Here is a 21,483-nt window from a genome sequence, read left to right as displayed (position 1 = left end):
AAAGAAGCTTTTAAAACAGTGGAATGAAATGCTTCGAAAAAAATCTATTGCCTGACAAATTTGAGCCCTTCAAACTTGCGAAGGGCTCCTTCCTTATTGTAAATTGGTTATCAGTATACTTTTTTACATAGATTCGGGAGCATATTAGGACTGAGAAGAATTTATTATTCATATCCGGCAGGAAAAAACATGTAATACATGTTATTATTTTATATATTAGATAAAAGTTTTTTATCGGATTAAGGAGAGATAGAAATGATTTTCAAGGTATATTATCAGGATTCTAAGACAGAGGTACCGGTTAGAGAAAAAACAAAAACTATTTTTGTGGAAGGCGATTCTGAAAGAGACGTACGCAAAAAGCTGGCTGACCGCAACTATAATATTGAATTTGTAACATCTGTCCAAGGAGAATTCCTGGAATATGAAAAACAAAATGAAGACTTTAAAGTATTGGAGATTGAGTAATTTATGAAATTTGTTAAAAATGATCAAACAGCCGTTTTTGCTCTGGGCGGACTGGGTGAAATCGGAAAAAATACTTATGCTGTGCAATTCCAGGATGAGATTATCCTAATTGATGCTGGAATTAAATTCCCTGAGGACGAACTTCTCGGAATCGATTATGTTATTCCTGATTACACTTACTTAGTGAAAAACGAAGATAAGATCAAGGGATTATTTATCACTCATGGACATGAAGACCATATTGGAGGAATTCCATATCTCCTAAGAGAAGTTAATATTCCGGTCTACGGCGGAAAGCTGGCCCTTGGCCTGCTTAGAAATAAACTTGAAGAACACGGACTCTTGAGACAAACCACTCTTCATGAAATCAAGGAAGACGATATCATTAAGTTCAGAAAAACATCCGTAACTTTTTTCCGGACGACTCACAGTATCCCTGATTCATATGGCATCGTTGTTAAAACACCGCCTGGACAAGTTGTTCACACTGGGGACTTCAAATTTGACTTCACTCCTGTGGGAGAACCGGCCAACCTGACAAAAATGGCTGAAATCGGAAAGGAAGGCGTCCTTTGCCTGCTTTCTGACAGCACAAACAGCGAAATACCTGAATTCACTATGTCTGAACGCCGGGTTGGCGACAGTATTCATGATATCTTCCGCAAAGTTGAAGGACGGATTATCTTTGCCACTTTCGCTTCTAATATCCACCGTCTTCAGCAGGTGACTGAAGCGGCCGTCACGAATGGCAGAAAAATTGCTGTTTTTGGAAGAAGCATGGAAGCAGCTATAAATATCGGACAGGAATTGGGTTATATTCAGGCACCAAAAGACACCTTTATTGATGCGCATCAAATTAATAGACTTCCAGCCAATCAGGTGACTATACTATGTACAGGAAGCCAGGGAGAGCCAATGGCAGCCCTATCAAGAATTGCTAACGGAACGCATCGCCAGATCCAAATCATTCCTGGCGACACTGTTGTATTCTCTTCCTCACCCATTCCCGGGAACACAATTAGTGTCAGCAGAACCATTGACAGACTTTCCCGTGCAGGTGCAGAAGTCATATATGGCAAGCTAAGCGATATTCATACATCAGGTCATGGCGGTCAGGAAGAACAAAAACTAATGCTTCGCTTAATTAAGCCAAAATTCTTCATGCCGATTCATGGTGAATACAGAATGCAGAAAATGCATGCCAAATTAGCTGTGGATTGTGGAGTGGATGAAGAGAACTGCTTCATCATGGATAATGGTGAAGTACTGGCCCTCAGCGAAGATTCTGCTCAAGTAGCAGGAAAAATACCGTCTGGTTCTGTTTATATTGATGGAAGCGGAATCGGTGATATCGGAAATATCGTTTTACGGGACCGCCGCATTCTTTCTGAAGAAGGTTTAGTGGTTGTCGTAGTAAGCATCAATATGAAGGATTTCAAAATTGCCGCCGGCCCTGACTTAATTTCCCGCGGATTCGTCTACATGAGGGAATCCGGAGATTTAATCAATGATGCACAGGCACTTATTACAAAACACTTAAGCAAGGTTATGGAACGCAGAACAACTCAATGGTCAGAAATCAAGAATGAAATCACTGACACACTTGCACCATTCCTTTATGAAAAAACAAAGCGCCGTCCAATGATTTTACCAATTATCATGGAAGTTTAAAACCTTTATTGGCGTGTGTAGATCTATAATGTATTTTGTATAAAATAAAGGCTGTATCACTCACTTGAGAGATACAGCCTTTTCAAATTAAGACATCACTTTCTTTTCAAAACGGTTGATATCTACGTCTGCTCCAATAACAATTAGGATGTCGTCAAATTGTATTTTTTCATTCGCCTGCGGAGATACGATAATTTCATTTTTTCTTTTGATTGCAACAATGTTGATACCGTACTTTGCACGGATATCAAGATCAATAATGCTATGGCCGGCAAGTTTTTCATTAGCCACGATTTCTACAATGCTATGCTCATCCGATAGTTCCAAATAATCCAGAACATTATTTGAAACGATACTATGGGCAATCCTTCTGCCCATATCCCTTTCAGGATGAACAACATGATCTGCTCCTATTTTCCTCAATACCTTTGCATGATAATCATTTTGAGCCTTAACCGTAATCCTTTTAACTCCTACCTCTTTTAAAATTAATGTGGTCAGGATAGAGGCCTGAATATTATCGCCAATCGCCACTATAACATGGTCAAAATTGCGTATTCCCAAACTCTTGATAACGGATTCATCCGTAGTATCGCCAACCACTGCGTGTGAAGCGATTCTCGCAAATTCGTTCACACGGTCTTCATTTACATCAATCGCCATTACTTCCATGCCTTCTTCTGCCAGAGCATGGCAGATGCTTCCTCCAAAACGTCCAAGTCCGATAACAGCAAATTCTTTTTTCATCCTATCTTCCCCCAGCAAAGTTAGCAATATAGACAATAATACCATAATAGCACAGACAGGAGTCTATCCATAATATGTTCCTTCCTGACAAAATAAAACCTCCGCTCGGAGGTTTCATTTTGTTCATTCACATTGCATCAAGCATATTGAACTGTGCTTTTACCAAATGATAATATTCACCTTTTGCATTCATCAATTCTTCATGATTTCCTTGTTCTAATATATTTCCATGATCCAGCACAAAGATTTGATCGGATTCACGGATCGTAGATAGCCTATGGGCAATAATAATGGCTGTTCTTCCCTTCAGAAGTGTTTTTAAAGCATGCTGAATTTTCACCTCTGTCTCAGTGTCAATACTGGCAGTAGCTTCATCAAGTATAAGAATCCGCGGATCTGCAAGCAAAGCACGGGCAAAGGAGACGAGCTGCCTCTCTCCCACTGATAATATATTTCCTCTTTCTTCCACTTCAGTTTCGTATCCCTTTGAAAGTTTTTCAATAAATCCATGTGCACCAACAGCTTTGGCTGCTTCCACCACTTTTTCATCAGTTGCATCAGGTCTGCCAAAACGGATGTTATCATAGATTGTTCCTGAAAATATAAAAGTATCCTGCAGCACCACACTGATTTGCCTGCGCAAACTTGATAAGGAAACATCCGTTAAGTCATAGCCATCAATTTTCACAAAACCTCCCGAAGGATCATAAAAACGGCTGATTAAATTCGCAATCGTCGTTTTACCCGATCCTGTATGCCCGACTAACGCCGCAGTTTGCCCTGATTTTATCTCAAGGGAAACCCCATTTAAGGCTGTTCTTTTTTCATCATAAGAAAATGTGACATTCTCAAATTCAATCTTACCTTTTATCTCCGGTAAAAGAAAGGCATCGTTCCTTTCCGAAACGATTGGTTTCTCATCGAGAAACTCAAAGATTCTTTCAGATGACGCCATTCCCATGAGCAGCTGGTTATACACCATACCAAGCCGGGAAATAGGCTCCCAGAACATCCCTAAATAAAAAGCAAAAGAAACAAATACACCGATCGAGATTGACCCATCCTGAATCAGATGTGCCCCAAACCAAATCAGTACAGCCGTACCCAGGGCATTGGTCAATTCAACCAGCGGCCTGAACATCGCATTTTTCTGGGATGCAATTCTCCAGCTTTCAAAATTCTCAGTATTCACACCATCAAAGAATGCCATATTCTCTTTTTCCTGTGTAAAAGACTGGGTAATCCTTATCCCCTGAATACTTTCATTTAAGTGAGAATTCAATTTGGATTGTTTTAACCGGACGGTTTGCCACGATCTGCGGATATTTCTCCGCAAACTAGTGGAAATAAAAAACATGATAGGCAAAATAACCATTATAGCCAGAGTCAGTTCAGGGCTAAGTGTAAATAAAATAATAAAAATCCCTGCAAGCATGATCAGATCCATCAGAAGATTTATGACTCCATTGGTAAACAGCTCCTGAAGCGAATTTATGTCATTCATGATTCTTACCAGTATGGATCCTGCCGAACGCTGATCAAAAAAACGATGCGAAAGCGTTTGTACGTGTGTAAATAAATGTTTCCGCAGATCATAAATTACACTTTGGCCCAGCTTATTCATCCATTTAATCCTGAAATAGTTTGCAGCATATGAAATGGTGTAGAGAAGCGCAATCACTGAAACTAGAAAGGCAAGCAGTTGACCGTCCTTTTCAATCAAAGCTTTATCTAATGTGTACACACCGATTAAGATCGGAATAATCAGTCTGACTGCTGTATTTATTAAAACCATTATAATAGAGAGCGGAAGCAAATTTTTTCTGTATGGCTCCATATAACTGAACAAGCGCAGCATCTGCTTCCAGTTAAACGGCTTCTCAATGACTTCGTCTGCTGAGTATTGAAATCTATTTAACACATTATCATTTCTTAATTTAGTTTTTTTCAAGGGGGCACCTCCTAGCCTGCATTTGATTGGAGAACCACATCGCGGTCCTGATATTGAATATCGTAAATCCGCTGATATGGGCCATTATTTTTAAGGAGCTTTTCATGTGTCCCCCGTTCAGCCACTCTCCCGTTTTCCAGTACAAGGATTTCATCTGCATGCTTTAGTGAAGAAATCCGGTGGGCAATGATAAAGGTAGTTCGATCAGCCATTACTTCTTTCAGAGCTTTTTGTATTCTGAATTCTGTTTCCATATCCACAGCACTTGTTGCATCATCCAAAACTAAAATGCTGGGATCTGCACAGATGGCCCTTGCTATCGCAATCCTTTGCTTCTGACCGCCTGAAAGCCCCATGCCCCTCTCGCCAAGTACGGTATCGTATTGATCAGGAAGTTCCATGATAAATTCATGTGCCTGTGCACGTTTGGCAGCTTCAATGATGTCCTCCATGGTGGAATCAGGTTTCCCAAATGCAATATTCGCTTTAATCGAAGAAGAAAACAAAAAAGATTCCTGAAGAACAAAGCCAATGTTTCTTCTCAGTGATTGAAGAGAGTACTCCTGCACATTTACCCCATCAATAATCACATGACCTTCAGTTGGCTCATAAAATCTTGTCATAAGCTGTGTTAGGCTCGTTTTCCCTGATCCCGTCGAGCCTATTAACCCGATCACCTTTCCTGGCTCAGCATGAAAAGAGATATTGGATAAAGCGTCATTATCATCCTTGCTATATTTCAGCGTAACATTGCGAAATTCCACCTCACCCAGCAAACGTTCTGCCTTCACACATGATTCTATATCCTCAATCTCATTATCTGCCTCAAGGATCTCAATGAGACGCTCTCCGGAAGCTTTAGACTGCGAAAATAGATTAACGATAAAACCAAGATTCATAATAGGCCACATAATATACCAGACAAGGCTATAAAAAGCGACTAGTTCCCCTGGCTTCAGACTGTCTGCCATAACAAGATAACCTCCGTAAGCCAGGAGCAATACAACACTTAAATTGCCCAGAAACTCCATTAACGGAAAATACTTAGCCCAAATATCAGAAGTAAAAAGATATTTATCCTTATAGTCACTGTTAGAGTCATTGAATTTATTAATCTCAAAATCTTCTCGTGATAATGACTTCACTGTATTGATTCCGCTTATGTTTTCCTGGACTTTTGTATTCAGCCGCCCAAAGGATTTGCGGATGCTCCGGAATGCCGGATGCACAGCTTTATCGAATTTAAAGGTGACTACCGCGAGGAAAGGCAGCGTAATAAGAGTAACAATCGCCAGCGGAATAGAATAATAAAACATGACAGAAACACTGATAAGGATCAGTAAAACAAAACGAATGAGTTCAGAAAATCCGAATGAAAGAAAAAAACGGAACCCCTCAACATCTGCAGTAAGCCGCGACATTAAATCGCCTGTTTTTGCATTGTCATAATATCTAAACGGCAAGAACTGCAGCTTTTCATAAAGTACATTTCTAAGTTCATAGACCGATGTGATCCCAAACAAATCACCGGTGTACTGATGGATATAAGTCGCTGCCCCTTTTACAGCCATTATGGCAATGAAGCCTAAGGCCAAATAGGGTATCCACCCATAATTCCCCCCTATGACAACCTCATCAATTGTCAGCTGCAGGATCATTGGATACACAACCGTTATCGCTGTCACAATAAACAGAAAGAATATGGACCAGATAAAATAATGTTTGAATGGCCAATAATATTGCTTTAATTTTTTAAATGTTTCCATTTGCATTCCCCCTTTAACTTGCTGAAAAATTAGAAAAGTTAGAACGTAATATTAAATATATCGAGTTTCGAATTATTTTTCCACCCCTTTTTGTTTGATTTTTCCACTTTTTTTGAAGTCTATCTTTTTAGTGAGTCTATGAAAGCTCCTAATCATTATTAATGCCCTTGAAAGTCGATAATATGGCTTCCAATCTAGAAAACTGCATTAAAATTTAGAATTCCCATCCACCCATTATCTAGTGCTGTCCACATGATAGAAAGGCTAACCGTTTGCATATAAAGCGCTGTTGCGATAAAATGATGACTTTAATCATACTGAAAGGAAGCGTTAGAATGGAGAATCTAAATTTATCGCAAATAAATTGGGAAGCCCTGCTGATTGATGCCGGACTTATTCTATTAAAGCTCGCAGCTATCTATTTTGCCTTTTTAATCGTTAAGTCTGCAGGGAATAAAATCATACATAAAAGTTTTGAGGGAATCGGAAGGAAGGAAAGAATATCTCCAGGAAGATCGAAGACACTGCAAAGTCTAGCTAAAAACATTTTCTCTTACGTACTTATTTTTATTTTTGCTGTTACGATACTGCAGATTTTCGGCATAAAAGCAACTGCCATTCTTGCCGGTGCCGGTGTAGTCGGATTAGCGGTTGGCTTTGGAGCTCAAGGCCTTGTCAGCGATGTAGTAACAGGGTTTTTTATATTGCTGGAAAGGCAAATTGATGTCGGGGATTATGTTACAACTGGAAGCTACTCAGGAATAGTGGAGCAAATCGGATTAAAAACTACACAAATCCGCAGTTTTGACGGAACATTGCATTATATCCCCAACCGGGAGATTACCAGTCTGAGCAATCATTCCCGCGGCAATATGCGCGCACTGGTTGATATAGGAATCTCCTATGATGACGATATTGATGAAGCTATAACAGTTCTCCAGGAAGTCTGCGACAAGATAGCCAAAGAAAACCAGGCGATTGTTGAGGGACCTAATGTCATTGGCGTACAAACATTAGGCTCATCTGATGTTGTATTAAGAATTATTGCCAAGACAGAAAACATGGAACAGTGGGCTGTCGAACGACAGCTGAGAAAAGCACTGAAGGAAGCACTGGAAGCTAACGGAATCGAAATCCCATTCCCTCATCAGGTGCTCATTCAAAAACAGGCAGGATCAGAAAGTGCTGCCGGATAAAGCCGTAAGCAAAAAGCTGATTTCGCAGAACCTAAAAAGGTTCTTTGAAATCAGCTTTTTTAACATTTTCAATTTTATTTAGTAAATGCTTACTGCAAATGGTTAACCTTTATACCTTAAATAAGCTGCAATCAATTCAATCGCTTTCTCGATTGCTGCTTCATCTGGATTCAGCCTGGCATGATGAAGTCCGTATTCTGAATTGACGCCAAGCCAAAACATGAAGCCTGGAATTTCTTCAAGCATATATCCAAAGTCCTCACCTGTCATCGCTTCCCTGCATTCAACCACGTTTATGTCTGTACTGGAGCGGGCAAACTCCATGAATTCATTTGTTAAGGCTGCCTCATTGTAAACCTGATGATACATGCTTCCGTAATCGATTGAAGCTTCACATTCATACCCGACTTCAATTCCTTTGACTAGCGCCTGAATTCTGCTTTTTACTTTTTTCATTGATTCAGGGGATAACGTTCGGATTGTACCTTCAAGCCTCGCTTTTTCAGCAATAATATTTTGCACGGTGCCGCCAGTGATTTTTCCGATTGTAACGACTGCGCTGTCCAATGGATCTATGTTCCTTGAAATGATGGACTGAAGCTGGCTGACCAGTGTACATGCTGCCACGACCATATCATTGGTATTATGCGGATATGCCGCATGTCCCCCTTTTCCTTTTAAATCAATGAAAAGTTCCGAGGTGTTTGCAAACAGCAATCCTTCTCTCAATGCGATTGTTCCAACCGGATACTCTGGAGCAATATGTAGGGCCATTATCATATCCGGCTTCCAATCCTTCATTATCTCAGATTTAAGCATGGGTTCTGCTCCGCCAGGCCCTTCTTCAGCTGGCTGAAATATAAACAGTAAATCATCGTTAATGCGTTCTTCAATGAATTTTGTTATTAGGCCAAGTGCAATCGACATATGAAAATCATGTCCGCAGGCATGCATTTGTTCACTATGCACGGACTTGAACGGCAGACCAGTTTCCTCAATGATTGGGAGGCCGTCTATATCAGCACGATACCCAATCATCCTGGAAGGATTCCTGCCGCTGATTTTCACAAAAATACCCGTTTTCCAAGTTTTAATTTCCATGTAGTCCTGAGGAAGGGAATACAGGTAATCTAATAGAAGCTTCTGTGTTTTAAATTCACGGAACCCTAACTCCGGTATTTTGTGCAGCTCCCGCCGTAATGCAACGAATGGATTATTTGTGACCAAAACTCTTCCCCCTTGTAAAAATGCCCCATATATTTCATTCACGCTATAGTCGTCATAATTAACCAAAAGATTTTCACCTTTAGAAAAAGCGCGGATCGCAATCCACGCTTTTCAAATTCTTATAATTGGCGAAGCTCTTGCTTAATTTCTGTTTTAGACTTAGTCTTTTCATCAATCTCTTTAATTACACGAGCTGGTGTTCCTGCCACCACAGTGAAAGGAGGTACATCGTCAATGACAATCGCACCTGCCGCAACTACAGCTCCCTTCCCAACCGTCACACCTTCCAGAACCACTGCATTGGCTCCGATTACAACATCATCTTCTACAACAACAGGTTTTGCTGAAGGAGGCTCAATAACCCCTGCCAGCACAGTTCCTGCTCCAATATGGCAATTCTTGCCGACTGTAGCTCTTCCGCCAAGGACAACATTCATGTCAATCATTGTACCTTCACCGATTACTGAACCAATATTAATGGATGCGCCCATCATGATTACAGCGTTATCACCGATTTCAACCTGGTCTCGGATGATTGCACCCGGCTCAATGCGGGCTTTAATATTTTTCATATCAAGCAATGGAATCGCTGAGTTTCTGCGGTCATTCTCAATAACATAATCTTCAATTTTAGACTGGTTTGCTTCAATCGCCTGGCTAAGTTCAGCCCATTCACCAAATACCACACCAGTGCTGCCATTTATAAAGGCCTTTGCTGAAGCACCGAAGTCGATTCCTTCTAATTCACCTTTAATATAAACCTTTACAGGTGTTGATTTTGTGCTGTTTTGGATAAATGAAATAATCTCATTGGCATCCATCATTTTCATATTAAAAATCCTCCTCTATGTATAACTTTGCAACTAGCATTACTTTAACAAACAAAAGCGCTGAAAACAAGAAAAATAAATGAAAATAGAAGTACTGGTTGATATCATTTTCCTTCTTCTTCAATATGTTCCTTAATTAACTCAACAAATGCCTGAACTTGCTTGAGCTGGAAGGCGGATTCATATCCCAGCAGCCACGTATCACGCTTAATCGGCAAATTATTTTCATCCAGCAGCGGAATCTTAAAAATATTCTTCTCTGCACCATTCAGCGTAATGGCCGGAAGAATGGCATATCCTATTCCATTGAAAGTCATTTGCTTGCACGTCTCAATTTGATCAACGACTATCGTCCGTTTTGGCGACGTTTTGAACTGCCGCAGCCACCAGTCCTGAATTTCCTGATAATAGTTGGAATCACTCTTAAACTGAATAAAGGGCCTGTCTGTTTCAAGGACCTGCTCCGGCCTTGTAATCTCTGTATCCACTAGATAAAGACTATCCTTAAATAAAGGGATTTTAATCCCCTTCCAGTCCGGAGTCCCTCTAATAATTCCAATATGAACCTGATCATCATATAGCGATTTTAATATTTCACTGCTCCAGCCGGTGATCAGAGAAATTTTTGCCTGCGGATAGCGGCTGACAAACTTCTTAAGAACTTGAGGCAGCCAATTTTGCCCTACGATGGAAGCAACAGCTATTTTTAAGGTCCCATGGACCTCTGAATTCAAGGCTGTAATTGATTCCCTGACTTTTTCTTCCTTCGCAAGAACTTCATTAATGAATTGTAGTACGATTTCGCCAGCGGGCGTCAGTGACAAACCCTTTTGTGAGCGTAGGAATAGTTTGCTGCCCCATTCTTTTTCAATATTTACAAGACGCTGTGAAAGGGCTGGCTGCGAAACAAATAAACGTTCAGCCGCTTTCCTCATATTCATTTCCTGTGCCAGCACTGATAAAAGGTGAAATTCCGTAAGTGAAGACATAAACATCTTCCCTTCATAACTTTTTATTATAGTGTATCTTAATCGAATTAAAGTTTCATTATCATTAAAATGGAAAGAAGCACCAAAAATACATACAGTTCTTTAAGAATATAAAAATCTCTGCACGGTAAATGCAGAGATCTCTGGCCGCTTAATCGGCAACTTCCTTTTCATGCTTTGGAAGAGCAATTACCAATAAGAAGCTTATAACAGCAAATAATAGCACTGCATAGTACACTGAATGAAGTGAAACGGTGAGACCATTTTGCAGGATTTCTTTCACTCCGGTATTTAGGCTGTTTCTCGCTTCTTCATTTAAAAGTACATTTGCTGAATCTAAAGATAAGCTGTCATCTATGCCTTCACCATTCTTCTGTATATACGATTTGATCTGGCTGTTCAGGATTCCGCCCAGCAAGGCTGCTCCTATAGTGTTGCCAAGATTTCTCATAAACATATTGGCAGCAGTAGCAATTCCCCTTTGCTTCCATTCCACTGTACTCTGAATGGATACAATAAAAGCAGTGCTCGTTAATCCCATGCCGGCCCCGACCAAAAAGCTTCCAGCCGCCGCCCAGACAGGTCCTGCTTCAGGAGTGAGTGTGACGAATAAAATACTCCCTGCAATTAAAAATACTCCCCCTATTACAGAGGTGCTTCTAAAACCAATTTTCAGGAGAAGCTTGCCTGCAGCTGCAGAAGCTATTGGCCACCCAATCGACATGGTCGTAAGTGTAAAGCCGGCTACAATCGGCGATCTTTCCATGACACCCTGGACAAATGCAGGCAGAAAACTGGAAATCCCGATCAGCATCACACCAGTTGTCAGTGAAGCTAAATTAGCAATTAATATCGGTTTTTCCTTCCAAATATTAAAAGGCATCATTGGCTCTGCTGCTTTTTGTTCCTGCAGGATGAATAAAATAAAGGCAATCACACTAACCGCTAAAAGGCTGATTGATTCAATGGAATTCCAGGCCCAATTTGTACCTCCCTCAACAAGCACAAACATTAGAGATGAAATGGAAACCGTTAATAGCACAGCACCTGCATAATCGATCTGATGCTTTTTCCTTTCCACATTCTCATGAAGGAAAAGCCATAAGCCTGCAATAGCCATGATGCCAAGCGGAATGTTAACCCAAAAAACATATCGCCAGCTGACGAATTCAACAAGAAGCCCGCCTATTGCAGGACCCATGATGGCTGAAATACCCCATACACTTGATAAATAACCCTGAACCTGCGCCCTTTCCTCTTTTGTGTATATATCCCCGACAATGGTGGTTGCAATCGGCATGACTGCTCCAGCACCGAACCCCTGAATTAATCGGAAAATAATTAGAGCTGTCATCGATTCAGCAAAACCGCATAAAATTGAACCTATTAAAAATATGATAATCCCGAATGTCAAAACAGGCTTCCGCCCAAATAAGTCTGAGAGCTTGCCGTAAATCAAAACAGTCACAGCATTCATTAACAGGTAAGCTGAAAACACCCAGCTATATAAAGCAAATCCGCCTAAATCTCCAACAATGGCAGGCATTGCAGTTGAAACAATGGTTGCCTCTATAGCCCCCATAAACATGGCAAGCATAACTGAAGCAAGCACAAAAGGCTTTTTCGTAACTTTTCTCTTTCCTTGCGGCATTTTTTTATGTAAAGTTTGACTCAAACATTTCCCCTCCAAAATGAATAAAAACATGATTAACACCAGCAAGTGACGGCAATAAAATCACCAGGACTCCCATCATTGAAAATAAAGCAAGCTCCCACTGCGGGGAGCTGAATGGTTTTTATCGCTTATTTAATCGTCTAATATGCTTATTTAATTGATCCAAAACAGTTCTGCGAGTCAGTATTCCCTCAAAGTAGCCTTCCTTGTTTTCTATACATATAAAGGGATGGTCAACTAAAAGCTCGATCGATTGCTGTATAGAAGACTCAGCATCAAGCCGCGGGATCTTTCTGTTCATTGCCTCTTCAACCCTTTTTTGCTCCATCTGCTCAAATTCGATTCGCTCTAGCCCGAGAATGGAATCCATGATGATGGGTGTGCTGATTAAGCCATGCAGCTTATATTGCGGGTCTAGTACAGGTATTGCTGTATATCCGCTTTTCGTTAGCACTAAGAGTGCATGCTCCAGGTTATTGCCAACCTGAACATGTGCTACCCGTTCAGAAGGAATCATGAAATCACTAATGTTAAATTCTAAAAATTCCTCGCTATGGAGACTGATCATCGCCGAAAACTCCTCAAAAATTAGTTATACTTCATAACCATTTTATCATAGTCTCCTGCATTTTGCCCCATTAACCTTTGCTGGTTTGAATGTCTTTTACTTCATAGCCGCAGTCTGGACAGCGAAAAATAACATTTTGATTGGACTGTGCGGTTAAAACGGCTTCGATGTCTTTTTCAGCCATGCAGGCTGGACATGTTACAACTGGCATCATTCTGCTTCACCTCATTATCAAAGGGTCCTTTATTATTTATTGTTCTCAATGCCTAATTTTTCGAGTCCTTAATTTCTTTTAAAATTTCTTTCAGTTCTTCAAGAGTTTTCCTGATCCTGATTACTTCTTTTTTTGTATTAATTAAATCTGCAAGCAAAAGAAGAACTGTAAAAAACAGCAAAATCATGAGCAGATAATACATTTCCACACCTCTGTGAGATTGATACTCCATATTATTGCACGCTTTCTCTTTAAGCTATTTTTAATAAGAAAAGAGGCCCAGAAGGCCCCTTATGTATGTGGTGGATTATTGAATCAAATCGAAAATTTCGATCGTGATCATATCAATGTTGTCGAATTGATATCTTTTTGGCTTTTCTTTATCGTAATATACTTCCAGTTCAAACGTTTCATTTTTTGGATGAAAAGTTACCTGGCATTTTCTTTCACCATTCACCTCAAAAAATCTTTGCATTGGCTCTCCGCCTGTTGCTTGTTCCTGTAAGCTCTTTAAGCGTGTTAATATACCTTGAAGCTGTGACATGCTCTCTCTCCTTTCCAAAACAAAACCCATAATTCTACATTTAGGTTTCTCTTTTGGCATGTTTCTATCCTAAAGAATTAAATTCAGAATATTCAAGCTCGATGCTTTACATACCAATATTAACAGAATAAAATATTGTCAGGTGTTTGTACAAGCAAAAGCTTAATAAAGGATGTGATTTTTTTTGGCAAAACCTGAAAAATTGGCGGAAAATCTTTATTTAATTGATGATTTTGATCTTTCATTGGAAAAACGTACCGGTACATATGTCTTAAAAGAAGAAGCGCTGACATTAATCGAAACTTCGGCAAGCCCTTCAATTCCCTACATACTGGAAGGACTAAGCCAGCTTCAGATTCGACCTGAGAAAGTTGAATATATCATCGTTACCCATATTCATCTTGACCATGCAGGCGGCACAGGTCTTTTACTGACACACTGTCCGAATGCAAAGGTTATTGTCCACCCGAAAGGTGCCAGACACTTAGCGGATCCTTCACGCTTAATTGCTGGTGCAAAAGCTGTTTATGGAGATAAATTCGATGGATTATTTAATCCTATTTTGCCTGTTCCGGAGGATAAGATTATCAAAAAAGAACATGAAGAAGAGCTTGAAATAGGGCCAAATTGCACGCTTAAATTCTATCATTCACCCGGACACGCTAATCACCATTTCAGCATCTTTCACCCTGCTATTAATGGAATGTTCACAGGAGACACTGCTGGTGTATATTACCCTCAATTAAAAGAAAATGGAATTGAAATGTATTTGCCCTCAACTTCACCAAACCAATTCGATCCCGACAAAATGCTCGAATCGATTGCCATGTACGAAAAAATGGATCTTGATTATATTTTCTTTGGGCATTACGGAAAGAGTTCAAACCCCAAGGAGGTCTACAGACAAATTAAAAATTGGCTAAAGATATTCATCCATGCAGGTGAAAATGCCCTTTCCGAAGGCGGCACTAAAGATCAGCAGACACAGGCAGCGCAAGCCATGCTTGAAGAAAAAATTAAATCTTATCTAAATAGCAGAGGCATCTCATCTGACCACCCTGTATATAAGATCCTTTCTGTTGATATTGCTGTCTGCTCTATGGGATTAATCGACTTTCTGCAAAAAACAAACTGATTGCTTATCTTAAGATCCTGCATTATGATTGAATAACAAAAAAACTCAGGGGGAAGCACTTTGAAAGAAATTGTTCTATATACACAGCCGGATTGTCCGCCCTGTGAGATAATAAAGTTGTTTTTGAATGAAAATGGATATACTTATACAATAAAAGACATAAAAAAAGATGCAACAGCCCACAAGGAGCTGACCAGGCAATATAATTCCTTTTCTACACCGACAATTGTCATCGGGGACACTGTCATTAGGGGATTTGACCTGGAAAAACTCCAATCTGCATTAGATTTGAAGTGAATCTTCAATTAGCGGAGATCTAACTGCCCGTTAGACTGCCATAGAAATAGGAGCTTAAAAGCTAAGCTTTTAAGCTCCTATCATCTAATTGGATGCCAGCTGCCCGTTTAATTCCTGTTGTTCAAATAAAGCTAATATACCTTGTTTATCATCTGTTAAAAGCATACTTCCTGAACGAAACAAAGCGTTGAATGGATTCAGCAGGAATCCAAATTGATATGACGATTTGTTAATCCAATTTTCAGGAGTTTTAAATGAGCTTTGTATTGCTGCTTCTTCATTACTCTCGGCTTTCTTTAAAATTTTCTCAGGTATATTTTCACCCAGGAATTTGGCGACTTTAAATTCCCCTTCTTGTTCCGCAAGCAAAAGTCCCTCATAGTGACCTTCATATGCGACTGGGCCGTCATGATTTTCTTTAAAGTATTCAAACACATAAATTTTGTTTCCTTCTTTAACTGCTTTTGTATTAACTGAATACGTAAAGAACGGAATGTAATATGCAGCAGCATCAGATCCAAGGGTAAAATACTTGCCATTCTCTGAAACAAGATTTTCATTCAGAAATTCAGCTTTTGGTTCTTCAGAAAAATATGGTTCAAGCAATTCATCGACTTCCTTCATACTTCGCTCTTCCTCGCTCAGTGAAACCTGTATATGAAATGCATTTTGCAAAAATTTGTATACCTCTTGTTTATTGTTAAGGCTCTCTGCATTTGTATGGGAAGGAATCGCTGCTGCCATGACTGCAATTGTTATAATAATTCCTGTTAAGTGCTTGTACATTCCACTCTCCCTTTCTTTATCGTTCACTATTTGTGTACCATCCATTTTACCAGCAAACAACTCTGCTGTTGCCGGTTTTCGTACCCGAAATTCACTTATATTTTGACATAAAAATTCTTTTCTTGTTATGAATCTACCCGTATTGACAAAGAATTAACGCAAAAAGCGGAAAAGCATATATAAAAACAGATGTAAAAATTGTTAATCAGCAGCATGTATTCATTTCTATAAAAAAATGACCCTGCTTAAGCAGGGTCATTACCAATTCCATGTAAGTGCAAAATAAGTGATCATAACAAGAAGAATTCCAAAGCAAATCGCATATGTCAGAAAGATTGGATTTCTGATATATGCATGCTTTTGAACATTATCAGGCAGTTCTGCGTCAATATCCCCTTTTACAGCCTTTCGTTCTTTTGCAGCAAAAAGGGTGTAAGCCAGGGCGTAACCGAGAATCCCCAAACCGATTACTAATATGATCATTGTGTACATGCTCATGTCTAATCTCTCCTCAAGGAAAGTTCTACACTTACATTTCCTCAAATCAAGATTGTTTATACTTCTAAAATTTCATGCTTATAATAATCCATCATGGTTGTATAGAAATTCGTACGATAAATCCACAAATAAGTAATCATTGGTATTAAGCGGGAAGGAAAACGTCCTGATCGTTTCACCTGTCTCAATATCGGTATACAAATCAGAAAGGATTCCTTTTTTATTTATTCGCATTTTCATTATATTTTCAAGAAAATATGGCCGCCAGCTCCAGTTTTTGTGAAGATATTCTTCCTGGGTTATCCATCCCCCATCCCGTTTGAAGTAATTCGCAGATTTCTGGAATCCATCTTCATCACAAATATACAGGCGAAACGCTGCACCATCCAGAAGAACCGCAATCTGCTCCAATGTTTCTTCATATACAAGTACCTTTTTATTTTTATTTGCAAAATCAATCATCTTTTCGTTGAAATCAAGGGTAACCTGATACAAGGACTCTAATTTTTTCTTTTCATGCACAATAAACCGATGGCATTCACTTCGTAATTTTTCCTTTAAAATATCTCTATCAGTGAAATCTTCAGCCGGTTTTTGCAAATAATAACCTTGATAGTAACGGCCTCCATTTTTCCAGGCATACTGAAGCTGGTAAACCATTTCAATATTTTCAAATAGCATGCTTGCTCCTATTTTCCTGGCAAGCATGGATAAAGAATAGAGGATATCATTAAAATTATAAGCAGAAGCATTTGATTTCATGGACTCCAGATCCACCTTTAAAATGTCGGGAGCCAATTGCCCAATCCTATCGAGATGACTGCTTTCATTGCCAAGTTTATCTATGGCTAATTTGATTCCATATGTCCTATAATAATTCAATAGATGGTCCAGATGGTCAATATCTCCCTTATAATTCCGTTCTGTAATTTCCAAAACAATCCTGTCAAGGCCTATTCCTTTTTTTGCATATTCTTTAAGGGTATCTAAAAATTGTTCCCCATCATTGTACATAAGCAAGTCAGCATCCCTGTTGATAAAAAGCAAGATATCTTTATCCAGGTCCCGGGCCTTATCCAAAGCCTTTTTTAATACTTCATAATCTACTTCAATCCGATATTCTTCAGGAATATTCTCATCCTGAAAAAATGGCCCCAGACTGGCAACTCCATCAGATCCTCTATATCGGCCTAAAACCTCATAACCAATGACACGATGCTCATCTGCACTGAATATTGGCTGGAAATAAGGAAATACATTTTCCAAATCTGTAAGTATATCCAATGCATCCATGTCCTAGCCTCCCTATGTATATTAATGAGTTATTATACCATATTCGCTTAAAACTTTTACTATTCAAAATATAGATTCCACTTTTTGATAAAACATCATTGGTTGGCAAAAGCTTTGCATCATATTGCCGTGCCTTCTCTCACAAGCTAATATCAGGACATCAAAGAAAGAGGGTATTTCATGAGGAATTTCCTATTTATATCCTTTCTTATTCCTTTGCTTGGCTGCGGCCATTCTGAACCATCCGGTTCTTTCCAAAGACCTGACATAGCATCAAAAGAGCTGGATGCACAAATACCAGTCCAGGCAAAGAAGGTACAGCAGAAAGTAACAGCCCCGTCTTCGAAAACACCTGCGGCTGTTAAAAAAGACTCTGTAATCATTGATGTTCCACTAATTAGGCAAAACCCCGAATTGAAGTATGGATGCGAAGTAACCAGCCTGGCAATGGTACTGCGGCATGCAGGTGTGCAAGTGGGAAAAATGGATTTGTATAATGCAGTAAAGAAAGATATTGATCCGCTGATACGTTCAAAAGGTGATATATTGAAATGGGGTAATCCAGCAGAAGGATTTGTAGGAGATATGACCGGAACAAGTGCAGGCTACGCTGTTTTTGATAAACCAATTGAAGAATTAGTGAATAGATACCTTCCCGGAAGAGCCGTTAATTTATCCAGCCAAAATTTTGAAGCGGTTCTAATGCATGTATCCAAAGGATACCCTGCTGTGGTCTGGACAACAGGAGATTATAGGCTTCCTGACCGCTGGGAATCCTGGACTCACTCCGGCAAAACCATTAAAACTCCATTAGATCTTCATGCAGTCGTATTAGTAGGCTATGATGAACAGTTTGTTATTCTTAACGATCCCCTCTCAGGGAAAAAACAGGTGAAGGTTTCTAAAGAACAATTCATCTCATCATGGAAAGCATTACAATCCAGAGCAGTAAGTTATCAATAGATAATGTCAACCGGCTGAAAATAATTCAGCCGGTTTTTATTAACATCAAAATGGAAATTGATTCAGCCACTGTCCTCCATCCATCGTGATGCACTCCCCATTAATATAACCTGCATGCTCTGAAAAAAGGAAAAATGCCAATTCTGCGATTTCCTCCGGCTTCCCGAGCCTGCCTAGGGGCACACTTTGGAGTGTCCTGTTTGCAGCATCTTCTGATTCCCAAAGCCTGTCAGCCCCTCCTGTCCTTTCTATCGGACCTGGGGCTATTGCATTCACTCTAATTCCGTATTTTCTTCCCCATTCTACAGCCAGAGTTCTTGTCATGGATAATACACCTGCTTTTGCTGCTGCCGAGTGTATAACACCCGCTCCAGCATCCCATGCATATGTAGCCACCATGTTAATGATACTTCCCTTAATTCCTTTTTCAATCCAGTATTTACCGACTTCACTCGAACAATAAAAGGTTCCATTCAAGACAATATTAATAACAGAATTCCATCCATTTGCACTCAGCTGCTCTGCAGGACATATAAAATTTCCCGCTGCATTATTAACAAGGAAATCAACTTGTCCAAATACACTAATTGTTTCATTGAGCATATGTTTAACATGTTCAATTTCACGGACATCCATTTGAATTGTCAACACTTGTCCCTGGAATGTTTGAATTTCGGCTTTTGCTGTCTCGAGGCGTTCCAGATTCCTTCCTGTTATCACCACATTCGCTCCAGCTTCAGCAAACCTCTTTGCCATATATTTTCCCATGCCGCTGGAACCGCCAGTAACAATGACAGTTTTATTCTTCATTCTAATTCCCCTCTCAAAAATGAATGATCATTCATTTACATTTTACCATTAAATATAGAATTTTCGAATTTTTATTTACAAATAAATTAATATTTCTAAGGAAAATGAAGGATAAGAAAAAGGCATAGTTAATTCTTCTTTTTAATAGGATAGTTTGATAGTATTAAAGATACTGCAATGAGAAGACAGTTGTTTTTCTCATGCCCAATACTTCAGAAAAAAATTTCAATAGATAGGTTGGTATGCTATATGCCGGAAAAAGTTTCCAGAAGATCTTTTTTTAAAAGAGTTCTCGGCTTTTTTGCTGCTGTTTTTGGTATTAGTGCAGGCGGCTATTATTATGCACGGGATATTGAGCCGCGGCTCTTGGAAATCACAAACTACGAAATTTCTGACAACGCTATTCCACAAGCGTTCAATAATAAAAAGATCATCCAATTCAGCGATACCCATCTAGGATTTCATTATGACCTGAAACAGCTTGAAAAATTGATTGAAAAGATAAACAGCTTGAAGCCTGATATTGTCTTTTTTACAGGTGACCTGATGGATGAACCCAACAAATATATAGAGGCGAACCAAATTGCGCCCCTCCTGAAAAGAATTCAGGCGCCGCTTGGAAGGTTTGCTATTTATGGAAACCATGATCACGGGGGCTATGGTTCTGATATTTATAAATCTATTATGGAAGAAGCCGGGTTTACTCTTTTGCTGAATGAAAATCGCAAAATCGAGTTCTCCGGAAGCAGCATCCAGATCATCGGCATTGACGATGCCATGCTCGGCAGACCAGACATAAAGCTTGCCAGCGGAAGTTTGGACGATTCTACCTATAATATTTTATTATCCCATGCACCGGATTTAGCAGATGCAGCTTCAGCTTTCAGCATCAATCTGCAGTTGAGCGGCCATAGTCATGGAGGACAAATAAAACTGCCGTTCATTGGAGCATTAGTTAAACCGCCGCATGCTGAAAGATATTATGAAGGCTTCTATGAAATCGGCAGCCAAAGCCCTTTAACTCTTTATGTAAACAGAGGGCTTGGTACAACCCGGCTCCCCTTCCGGTTTTTATCCAAACCTGAACTGACGGTATTTACCTTACAATCAAACAGCGGAAAGTAGAGGGAAAGCAATTCTTTGCAGCTTTCCCTTTTTTGCTGCATTGGGGGCACATTTTATCCAATTAGTTACAAGTTCACTTTTGCAGACATATATTTGAATAGACCTTTCAGAAAGAGGTGATTGTTATTTACCATATAGTAAAACCTGGTGAGACAATGTCTGTAATCGCAAAAAATTACCGCCGCCCTTTACGTGAGCTTCTCGCGGCAAACCCTTCCATTGTAAATCCAGGCCTGATCTATCCCGGCCAGCAAATAGTAATACCAGGGCTGCCGGAACCTGATTCCATTCCGTATACCATCATTGTTTCAAAAGGCAAAAGAATCTTAACGCTTCTAAATAACAGTACCGTTCAAAAAGTGTATCCCATCGCCGTCGGAAAAATGCTAACACAGACTCCAGTTGGAGAGTTTGTTATTGTGAACAGAGAACCCAATCCCGGCGGACCATATGGGGTCATGTGGCTTTCCCTGTCAAAAGCCGGCTATGGAATTCACGGAACCAATAACCCTTCCTCAATTGGCCAATCTGTTTCCAAAGGCTGTATACGCATGTATAACCAGGATGTGCTCGAATTGTCACGCATAGTGCCAAATGGCACCAGGGTACGGATACAGCCATAAATGCTGCTTACAATCTTCCTTTCAACAAAACTTTCGCTGAAAAATTGCGAAAGTTTTTATTTTTTTATTGATTTTTTTTAAAGCACAACATATCATATTGATATATC

At 39.7% G+C, this 21,483-nt stretch carries 23 protein-coding genes; 8 read left to right on the top strand and 15 right to left on the bottom strand.

The window, feature by feature from the left end; all coding sequences use genetic code 11:
* The first annotated feature begins 255 nt into the window (after positions 1 to 255).
* Together JI665_RS02735 and rnjA are read left to right on the top strand one after the other, a co-directional pair.
* On the top strand, positions 256 to 468 hold the full coding sequence (locus JI665_RS02735) for a DNA-dependent RNA polymerase subunit epsilon (RefSeq protein WP_113881784.1): 213 nt from the start codon (positions 256 to 258) through the stop codon (positions 466 to 468).
* Between the two features lie 3 nt (positions 469 to 471).
* Positions 472 to 2,139 carry a ribonuclease J1 gene (gene rnjA / locus JI665_RS02730; RefSeq protein WP_009330987.1) on the top strand — a complete coding sequence of 556 codons (1,668 nt, stop codon included), beginning with the start codon at positions 472 to 474 and terminating at the stop codon, positions 2,137 to 2,139.
* Between the two features lie 87 nt (positions 2,140 to 2,226).
* Here the strand turns inward: rnjA and JI665_RS02725 are convergent, their stop codons facing one another.
* From JI665_RS02725 to JI665_RS02715, 3 genes are all read right to left on the bottom strand, one after another.
* The gene (locus tag JI665_RS02725; RefSeq protein ID WP_206835972.1) at positions 2,227 to 2,886 is read right to left on the bottom strand and encodes a potassium channel family protein; all 660 of its coding nucleotides are present in this window, start codon (positions 2,884 to 2,886) and stop codon (positions 2,227 to 2,229) included.
* A 127-nt stretch (positions 2,887 to 3,013) separates the two neighbouring features.
* A complete protein-coding gene (locus JI665_RS02720) occupies positions 3,014 to 4,837 on the bottom strand; it encodes an ABC transporter ATP-binding protein (RefSeq protein ID WP_206835969.1) in 1,824 nt (607 codons plus the stop codon).
* An 11-nt stretch (positions 4,838 to 4,848) separates the two neighbouring features.
* A complete protein-coding gene (locus JI665_RS02715; RefSeq protein ID WP_206835966.1) occupies positions 4,849 to 6,603 on the bottom strand; it encodes an ABC transporter ATP-binding protein in 1,755 nt (584 codons plus the stop codon).
* 335 nt (positions 6,604 to 6,938) lie between these two features.
* Between JI665_RS02715 and JI665_RS02710 the strand changes: the two genes are divergently transcribed.
* Positions 6,939 to 7,799 (top strand): mechanosensitive ion channel family protein, encoded by an 861-nt coding sequence (locus tag JI665_RS02710; RefSeq protein ID WP_206835963.1) that lies wholly within the window; start codon positions 6,939 to 6,941, stop codon positions 7,797 to 7,799.
* 102 nt (positions 7,800 to 7,901) lie between these two features.
* Here JI665_RS02710 and JI665_RS02705 read toward each other — a convergent pair whose 3' ends face one another.
* The 8 genes from JI665_RS02705 to JI665_RS02670 all read right to left on the bottom strand — a co-directional run bounded on the left by JI665_RS02705 (position 7,902) and on the right by JI665_RS02670 (position 13,846).
* The gene (locus tag JI665_RS02705; protein WP_206835961.1) at positions 7,902 to 9,026 is read right to left on the bottom strand and encodes an N-acetyldiaminopimelate deacetylase; all 1,125 of its coding nucleotides are present in this window, start codon (positions 9,024 to 9,026) and stop codon (positions 7,902 to 7,904) included.
* Between the two features lie 119 nt (positions 9,027 to 9,145).
* On the bottom strand, positions 9,146 to 9,856 hold the full coding sequence (gene dapD / locus JI665_RS02700) for a 2,3,4,5-tetrahydropyridine-2,6-dicarboxylate N-acetyltransferase (protein ID WP_206835958.1): 711 nt from the start codon (positions 9,854 to 9,856) through the stop codon (positions 9,146 to 9,148).
* Positions 9,857 to 9,960: 104 nt separating this feature from the next.
* Entirely contained in the window at positions 9,961 to 10,845 is an 885-nt protein-coding gene (locus JI665_RS02695) for a LysR family transcriptional regulator (RefSeq protein ID WP_113881776.1), read from the bottom strand.
* Positions 10,846 to 10,996: 151 nt separating this feature from the next.
* The gene (locus JI665_RS02690; RefSeq protein ID WP_206837631.1) at positions 10,997 to 12,496 is read right to left on the bottom strand and encodes an MDR family MFS transporter; all 1,500 of its coding nucleotides are present in this window, start codon (positions 12,494 to 12,496) and stop codon (positions 10,997 to 10,999) included.
* A 145-nt stretch (positions 12,497 to 12,641) separates the two neighbouring features.
* On the bottom strand, positions 12,642 to 13,088 hold the full coding sequence (gene cbpB / locus JI665_RS02685) for a cyclic-di-AMP-binding protein CbpB (protein WP_206835955.1): 447 nt from the start codon (positions 13,086 to 13,088) through the stop codon (positions 12,642 to 12,644).
* Between the two features lie 70 nt (positions 13,089 to 13,158).
* Positions 13,159 to 13,302 carry a hypothetical protein gene (locus JI665_RS02680; protein ID WP_206835953.1) on the bottom strand — a complete coding sequence of 48 codons (144 nt, stop codon included), beginning with the start codon at positions 13,300 to 13,302 and terminating at the stop codon, positions 13,159 to 13,161.
* Positions 13,303 to 13,354: 52 nt separating this feature from the next.
* Complete coding sequence (locus JI665_RS02675) at positions 13,355 to 13,534, bottom strand: hypothetical protein (RefSeq protein WP_206835950.1); 180 nt, start codon at positions 13,532 to 13,534, stop codon at positions 13,355 to 13,357.
* Between the two features lie 75 nt (positions 13,535 to 13,609).
* A complete protein-coding gene (locus tag JI665_RS02670) occupies positions 13,610 to 13,846 on the bottom strand; it encodes a YkuJ family protein (protein ID WP_019381663.1) in 237 nt (78 codons plus the stop codon).
* 184 nt (positions 13,847 to 14,030) lie between these two features.
* On the opposite strand from JI665_RS02670, the gene JI665_RS02665 reads away from it, so the two are divergent.
* Positions 14,031 to 14,981: an MBL fold metallo-hydrolase gene (locus JI665_RS02665; RefSeq protein WP_206835947.1), complete on the top strand. Its 951-nt coding sequence runs from the start codon at positions 14,031 to 14,033 to the stop codon at positions 14,979 to 14,981.
* A 60-nt stretch (positions 14,982 to 15,041) separates the two neighbouring features.
* The gene (locus tag JI665_RS02660) at positions 15,042 to 15,278 is read left to right on the top strand and encodes a glutaredoxin domain-containing protein (RefSeq protein WP_206835944.1); all 237 of its coding nucleotides are present in this window, start codon (positions 15,042 to 15,044) and stop codon (positions 15,276 to 15,278) included.
* An 84-nt stretch (positions 15,279 to 15,362) separates the two neighbouring features.
* On the opposite strand, the gene JI665_RS02655 is transcribed toward JI665_RS02660, so the two are convergent.
* From JI665_RS02655 to JI665_RS02645, 3 genes are all read right to left on the bottom strand, one after another.
* Positions 15,363 to 16,064, bottom strand: a complete 702-nt coding sequence (locus tag JI665_RS02655) for a DUF3993 domain-containing protein (protein ID WP_206835941.1) — start codon at positions 16,062 to 16,064, stop codon at positions 15,363 to 15,365.
* A 258-nt stretch (positions 16,065 to 16,322) separates the two neighbouring features.
* Positions 16,323 to 16,562, bottom strand: coding sequence for a hypothetical protein (locus JI665_RS02650; protein WP_206835938.1), 240 nt, complete (start codon positions 16,560 to 16,562; stop codon positions 16,323 to 16,325).
* Positions 16,563 to 16,640: 78 nt separating this feature from the next.
* Positions 16,641 to 17,855 (bottom strand): EAL domain-containing protein, encoded by a 1,215-nt coding sequence (locus tag JI665_RS02645; RefSeq protein WP_206835934.1) that lies wholly within the window; start codon positions 17,853 to 17,855, stop codon positions 16,641 to 16,643.
* 180 nt (positions 17,856 to 18,035) lie between these two features.
* Between JI665_RS02645 and JI665_RS02640 the strand changes: the two genes are divergently transcribed.
* Positions 18,036 to 18,818: a C39 family peptidase gene (locus JI665_RS02640; protein ID WP_206835931.1), complete on the top strand. Its 783-nt coding sequence runs from the start codon at positions 18,036 to 18,038 to the stop codon at positions 18,816 to 18,818.
* Between the two features lie 45 nt (positions 18,819 to 18,863).
* Here the strand turns inward: JI665_RS02640 and fadH are convergent, their stop codons facing one another.
* Entirely contained in the window at positions 18,864 to 19,628 is a 765-nt protein-coding gene (gene fadH / locus JI665_RS02635; protein ID WP_206835929.1) for a 2,4-dienoyl-CoA reductase, read from the bottom strand.
* 249 nt (positions 19,629 to 19,877) lie between these two features.
* On the opposite strand from fadH, the gene JI665_RS02630 reads away from it, so the two are divergent.
* Both JI665_RS02630 and JI665_RS02625 read left to right on the top strand, forming a co-directional pair.
* On the top strand, positions 19,878 to 20,753 hold the full coding sequence (locus tag JI665_RS02630) for a metallophosphoesterase (protein ID WP_206835926.1): 876 nt from the start codon (positions 19,878 to 19,880) through the stop codon (positions 20,751 to 20,753).
* Positions 20,754 to 20,908: 155 nt separating this feature from the next.
* Positions 20,909 to 21,376 carry a L,D-transpeptidase family protein gene (locus JI665_RS02625; RefSeq protein WP_211202419.1) on the top strand — a complete coding sequence of 156 codons (468 nt, stop codon included), beginning with the start codon at positions 20,909 to 20,911 and terminating at the stop codon, positions 21,374 to 21,376.
* The last annotated feature ends 107 nt before the right edge of the window (positions 21,377 to 21,483 follow it).

The sequence above is a fragment of the Bacillus sp. NTK034 genome, from assembly GCF_017303275.1.
GTDB lineage: Bacteria > Bacillota > Bacilli > Bacillales > Cytobacillaceae > Cytobacillus.
The sequence above is the reverse complement of the archived record's forward strand: the minus strand, read 5'-3'. Positions and strand labels throughout refer to the sequence as shown.

What these genes read in the sequence shown, in the direction of transcription:
- JI665_RS02715 (WP_206835966.1), bottom strand. Translation starts at nt 6,603, where the DNA reads ATGGAAACATTTAAAAAATTAAAGCAATATTATTGGCCATTCAAACAT.
- dapD (WP_206835958.1), bottom strand. Translation starts at nt 9,856, where the DNA reads ATGAAAATGATGGATGCCAATGAGATTATTTCATTTATCCAAAACAGC.
- JI665_RS02630 (WP_206835926.1), top strand. Translation starts at nt 19,878, where the DNA reads ATGCCGGAAAAAGTTTCCAGAAGATCTTTTTTTAAAAGAGTTCTCGGC.
- rnjA (WP_009330987.1), top strand. Translation starts at nt 472, where the DNA reads ATGAAATTTGTTAAAAATGATCAAACAGCCGTTTTTGCTCTGGGCGGA.
- JI665_RS02675 (WP_206835950.1), bottom strand. Translation starts at nt 13,534, where the DNA reads ATGGAGTATCAATCTCACAGAGGTGTGGAAATGTATTATCTGCTCATG.
- JI665_RS02695 (WP_113881776.1), bottom strand. Translation starts at nt 10,845, where the DNA reads ATGTCTTCACTTACGGAATTTCACCTTTTATCAGTGCTGGCACAGGAA.
- JI665_RS02625 (WP_211202419.1), top strand. Translation starts at nt 20,909, where the DNA reads ATGTCTGTAATCGCAAAAAATTACCGCCGCCCTTTACGTGAGCTTCTC.
- fadH (WP_206835929.1), bottom strand. Translation starts at nt 19,628, where the DNA reads ATGAAGAATAAAACTGTCATTGTTACTGGCGGTTCCAGCGGCATGGGA.
- cbpB (WP_206835955.1), bottom strand. Translation starts at nt 13,088, where the DNA reads ATGATCAGTCTCCATAGCGAGGAATTTTTAGAATTTAACATTAGTGAT.
- JI665_RS02670 (WP_019381663.1), bottom strand. Translation starts at nt 13,846, where the DNA reads ATGTCACAGCTTCAAGGTATATTAACACGCTTAAAGAGCTTACAGGAA.
- JI665_RS02710 (WP_206835963.1), top strand. Translation starts at nt 6,939, where the DNA reads ATGGAGAATCTAAATTTATCGCAAATAAATTGGGAAGCCCTGCTGATT.
- JI665_RS02725 (WP_206835972.1), bottom strand. Translation starts at nt 2,886, where the DNA reads ATGAAAAAAGAATTTGCTGTTATCGGACTTGGACGTTTTGGAGGAAGC.
- JI665_RS02735 (WP_113881784.1), top strand. Translation starts at nt 256, where the DNA reads ATGATTTTCAAGGTATATTATCAGGATTCTAAGACAGAGGTACCGGTT.
- JI665_RS02690 (WP_206837631.1), bottom strand. Translation starts at nt 12,496, where the DNA reads ATGCCGCAAGGAAAGAGAAAAGTTACGAAAAAGCCTTTTGTGCTTGCT.
- JI665_RS02645 (WP_206835934.1), bottom strand. Translation starts at nt 17,855, where the DNA reads ATGGATGCATTGGATATACTTACAGATTTGGAAAATGTATTTCCTTAT.
- JI665_RS02655 (WP_206835941.1), bottom strand. Translation starts at nt 16,064, where the DNA reads ATGTACAAGCACTTAACAGGAATTATTATAACAATTGCAGTCATGGCA.
- JI665_RS02640 (WP_206835931.1), top strand. Translation starts at nt 18,036, where the DNA reads ATGAGGAATTTCCTATTTATATCCTTTCTTATTCCTTTGCTTGGCTGC.
- JI665_RS02680 (WP_206835953.1), bottom strand. Translation starts at nt 13,302, where the DNA reads ATGATGCCAGTTGTAACATGTCCAGCCTGCATGGCTGAAAAAGACATC.
- JI665_RS02650 (WP_206835938.1), bottom strand. Translation starts at nt 16,562, where the DNA reads ATGAGCATGTACACAATGATCATATTAGTAATCGGTTTGGGGATTCTC.